The 4,546-nt window shown below is 43.7% G+C and carries 4 protein-coding genes; all 4 read left to right on the top strand.

The window, feature by feature from the left end; all coding sequences use genetic code 11:
• On the top strand, window positions 1-2,337 hold a 2,337-nt coding region (locus ARB69_RS25090), incomplete at its 5' end, for a CD1108 family mobile element protein (RefSeq protein WP_055155357.1).
• A gap of 42 nt (window positions 2,338-2,379) precedes the next feature.
• Window positions 2,380-2,682: a DUF4315 family protein gene (locus ARB69_RS25085; RefSeq protein WP_008688068.1), complete on the top strand. Its 303-nt coding sequence runs from the start codon at window positions 2,380-2,382 to the stop codon at window positions 2,680-2,682.
• Complete coding sequence (locus ARB69_RS25080) at window positions 2,636-4,060, top strand: CD1107 family mobile element protein (protein WP_330377762.1); 1,425 nt, start codon at window positions 2,636-2,638, stop codon at window positions 4,058-4,060. Before ARB69_RS25085 ends, ARB69_RS25080 begins: the two co-directional genes overlap by 47 nt.
• 6 nt (window positions 4,061-4,066) lie before the next feature.
• Window positions 4,067-4,546, top strand: a 480-nt coding sequence (locus ARB69_RS25075) for a toprim domain-containing protein (RefSeq protein WP_242857667.1), incomplete at its 3' end; no start/stop codon positions are given.

Below are 4,546 nucleotides of genomic sequence, written 5' to 3'. Positions count from 1 at the left end.
TATGAGGAAACTGGTGCTTCTGTGAAAAATGACAAAGATATGGAGAAATTGAACCAGATGGATACGGATGGAGTCAATTTCCGCCATCAGAAACAGAAGGAAAAAGCCAAAAAGTTTTCTTATGAAGAAGCAAGAAAGAAAAAGGAAGCAAAGCAGCATTCCAAGAAAGCACAGGTCTATCAGGCAAATGAAGGAGAAACTCCTGGAAAGAAAAAATCCCGTTTGAAGTTTGGTGAAGGGGAATCTGTGAAAACAGAAAAAACTTCTGTTGTCAAGAAAGCAGGAAGTGCAACTTCCGTAGCATTACACCGTGAGATTAGCAAAAATGAAGACGATAATGCGGCGGTAGAAGGTGCCCATAAGTTAGAAGAAAGCGGCGAAGGTGTTTACCGGCTGGAACAGAGAAGTGCCAGACGCAGGAAACAGTGGGCATCCAGAAAAAGAAGCAGACTTGAGAGACAGGCAGAGAAACAGGCACAGGCTGCATCCCATCAGGAGCAGAAGAAGCTGAAAAAACAGATTCAGAAGCAACAGATCAAACGGGATTATGCCAAAGCGAAGCGAAGTGAACAGATAGTAGGAACAGCTACAAAAGGTACGATTGATTATATTAAGAAGATTGGCGGTAAGGTCACCAACTTCTTTAAAGAAAACCGGAAGGTGTATATCAGTGTGGCAGTTCTGATCGGATTGATGTTTCTGATTATAACGAATGTCACGTCATGCTCTGCAGTGTTTTTACAAAATGTGATCACTTACACGGGAACCAGTTATCTGTCATCGGATCAAGCAATCCGGGAAGCGGAACTGTATTATACACAGCTGGAAGCTAATCTGCAGGAGCGGATTAACAACATGGAGTCTGAAGAATCGGGACATGAGGAATACCGATATAACATCGGACCTATTGAGCATGATCCGTTTATCCTAATCAGTTATCTGTCAGCAAAGTATGAGGAGTTTACTTTTGAACAGGTCAAGCCTGAACTGGATGCATTGTTTGTAGAGCAATATCATCTGACTACTGAAGCAGTCAATGAAACTGTGACAGAGACAGCAACAGTAAGAGTTGGAGAATCGTTGGGACAGGTTGTAACAAGCGGATATTGTAACTGTCCAATCTGTTGTGGTATTTGGAGTGGAGGACCGACTGCCAGTGGAGCATATCCAACAGCCAATCATACCTTAGCAGTAGATGCTTCCAATCCGTTTGTTCCAATGGGAACAAAGGTGGTCATGAATGGTGTCGAATATACGGTAGAAGATACCGGAGCTTTCGCAAGATACGGTGTACAGTTTGATGTCTATTATGACAGTCATGCGGCAGCATCCGCACATGGTCATAAGACCTGGGAATGCTATCTGGCAGATGATAATGGAAGCCAGGAAGTGGAAGTGACCAGGACAAGAGATATAGATGTGCTGAATGTCACCTTAAACAGCGGAAATCTGATGTCGATCTGTCAGGACAGGCTGGGATTTTTCCAGAAAGAACTGTTCAGTGTCTATAACGATACGAAAGGTAATTTACAGATGTTTGCGACACCGGTTGATTTTAACTGGTATTCCAGTGTGACAAGTTATTATGGATATCGGATTCATCCAATTTCAGGAGCAAATCAGCTTCATAATGGTATGGATATCGGAGCGCCGGAGGGAACAAAAGTAATGGCAGGGCTGACCGGAACGGTTACAACTTCTGCTTATAACGACAGCTATGGCAATTATGTTGTGATCAAGGACAGTAAAGGCTATGAACTGCGGTATGCACATTTAAGTAGCCGGAGTGTATCTGCAGGTGTATCCGTCACGAAAGGTGATGAGATTGGTCTTGTAGGAAATACTGGAAATTCTACAGGAAGCCATCTTCATATTGAACTTCTGAAAAATGGAGAGCGCTTAAACCCGATCTTTTATCTGGAAACTGGAGAAGGGGCAGGCTTTGGCGGCAATGAATACACCAGTGAAGCGGCACAGCGTTTGTTGAACGAAGCAGCGAGATATCTAGGAACACCGTATGTGTGGGGTGGATATTCTCCAAGTGGATTTGACTGTTCTGGATTTGTAAGTTACTGCCTGACAAACTCTGGTGTAAGGAATACAGGAAGATTGACTGCACAGGGACTGTATGACATCTGCACGCCGGTATCTCAGTCAGAAGCACAGCCGGGAGATCTGATCTTTTTTACAGGCACTTATGATGCAGGAGTTCCGGTAACGCACATTGGAATCTATGTAGGCAATGGTCAGATGATCCATTGCGGTCATCCGGTGCAGTACACGTCCATCAATTCACCATACTGGCAGAGCCATTTCTATGGATTTGGACGATGGTAAGAAAAAAGGGCGGCTGCATCAGCCGTCCGGAAAGGAGAAGCGATGAAAAGTCTTGAAAAAGCAACGGCGGATTATGAGAAAGCCAAGGAAAAAATGGAAGCATCCAAAGCCAGATATGAAGCAGACTTAAAGCGGTTCAAGGCTGCGGAGATTGCAAAAACAGAAGCGGAAAATCTGGAAATTGTAAGAATTATCCGTGCAATGGATATGAGTATTCCGGAATTGGAAGCTTTCAAAAAGAGAATGAAAAATGAACTGCCCGGCAGGGTGGAAATACAGAAGGAGGAAACAAAAGCCGATGATGAATCTGGAAAAAATGAAACAGAAGAAGAGAACAATTACTAAAAGCAGGGTAAAAAAGAGCTTGCTTGCAGCAACGACATTTCTTTGCCTGACAACACCTTTGCTCCAGACACAGACTGCTTATGCAGCTGAGAATACCACACCTGCGATTACGATTGAGAAACCGGATGGCTGGAAACAGGGAGAAACAACCATTGCTGTTACGGTAGATGCCAGCCATATGCCGGAAGGTTTCTCAATAGCAAAGATTGAAGCGAAAGCAGGAAAAGATGGAAGCTGGCAGGATGTAACCGGAAGCGGAAGTATCACGATCACTGGAAATCAGACAGTGTATGTGCGTGTGACAGATGGTGAGGGAAAGGTCTATGAGCAGAATCGCTCTATTAAGTGTTATGACACGGAAAAGCCGACACTTTCTGCTTCTCTGACAGATGGTGTGCTGACGATTCAGGGGAATGATACAGTATCCGGGATTACTGCGGTAACAGTCAATGGCACCACTTATACAGACTTGAAGGATGGAATGCTGAGAGTGCAACTGACACAGAAAGATTTTACTACAAAACAGATTGAGATTACGGTAACAGACGGTGCTGGAAATACTTCTGAAAAGTATGTGTTGCAGAATCCTTACTATGAATGGGCAAAGAAGCAGGCAGAGAAACAGAAAACTTCCAGTGACAGCAATGGTGCAATGGCAACTACGACCAGTGCAGATGCAACGGGAACTGAGAAAACAACGACTTCTCCGCTTCCGCAGGATGCACAGGCTTCTGAGCCGACAGATGCAAAAGGGACCGTGGATGATCGGACAGTAACAGGTATTGAGAAACAGCTTAATAAAGAAGGCGAGACGGCAGAATCCGTTACAAAAACAGCTACGGAAGGAACAAAAGAGTTTTATACCATTTCAACAAAGAGTGGTAAGATTTTCTATCTGATTATTGATAATTCAAAATCTCAGGATAATGTGTATTTCCTTACCGAAGTCAGTGAGAAAGATCTGATGAACTTCACACTTTCTAATTCAGTGACACTTCCGGAAGTAGATACTGTTTATGCAGAACCAGAGAAAAAAGCAGAGGAAGAAAAACCGGAAACGACAGAGTCATCCGAGAAATATAAGGTAGAGGATGACATCCAGATGCCGGAAGATAAAAGTTCATTTGGAACGTATCTTTTGATCGTACTGGTTGCAGTCGGAGCTGCGGCAGGAGGATATTACTTCAAAGTCTATAAACCAAAGCATGAATATGATGACGAGGATGAGATGGAAGAGGATGAAGATGAATCCGAAGATTCAGAGTCAGAAAAACGGGAAGTAGACGATGCAGATGAGCAGGAAGAAAGTGCAGAACCGGAAATCCTGAGAGATGAAGATTTCAATGATGATGTACTGGAAGATGAAGAAGAGGAGTAGGAGTAAATGAAATTAGTGATTGCAGAAAAGCCATCGGTTGCGATGGCACTGGCTTCGGTACTGGGAGCCAGAACAAGAAAAGATGGCTACGTGGAGGGAAACGGTTATATCGTTTCCTGGTGCATAGGACATCTAGTTGGATTATGCGATGCATCGGAATACGATGAAAAATATAAAAAATGGAGATATGAAGATCTGCCGATTGTGCCGGAATGCTGGAGACACAAGGTTTTGGATGGAACAAAGAAGCAGTACGGAATCTTGAAAAAACTGATGAGAGATTCCAATGTAGATGAAGTGATCTGTGCTACTGATGCAGGACGTGAAGGAGAGTTAATCTTTCGCCTGGTGTATGAGCAGGCAGGATGCAAAAAGCCGATGAAGCGGCTCTGGATTTCTTCCATGGAAGAACAGGCAATTAAAGATGGATTTGCGTCATTAAAAGACGGTTCGTGTTATGACAGTCTCTATCAGTCAGCACTTTGC

This window comes from Faecalicatena contorta, assembly GCF_001404335.1.
Lineage (GTDB): Bacteria > Bacillota > Clostridia > Lachnospirales > Lachnospiraceae > Faecalicatena > Faecalicatena contortus_B.
Note: the sequence above shows the minus strand (reverse complement) of the source record. Positions and strands in the feature narration are given on the sequence as shown.

Bases quoted from the DNA above. Each gene is read 5' to 3' on its own strand.
- ARB69_RS25085 (WP_008688068.1), top strand. From the start codon at position 2,380: ATGAAAAGTCTTGAAAAAGCAACGGCGGATTATGAGAAAGCCAAGGAA.
- ARB69_RS25080 (WP_330377762.1), top strand. From the start codon at position 2,636: ATGATGAATCTGGAAAAAATGAAACAGAAGAAGAGAACAATTACTAAA.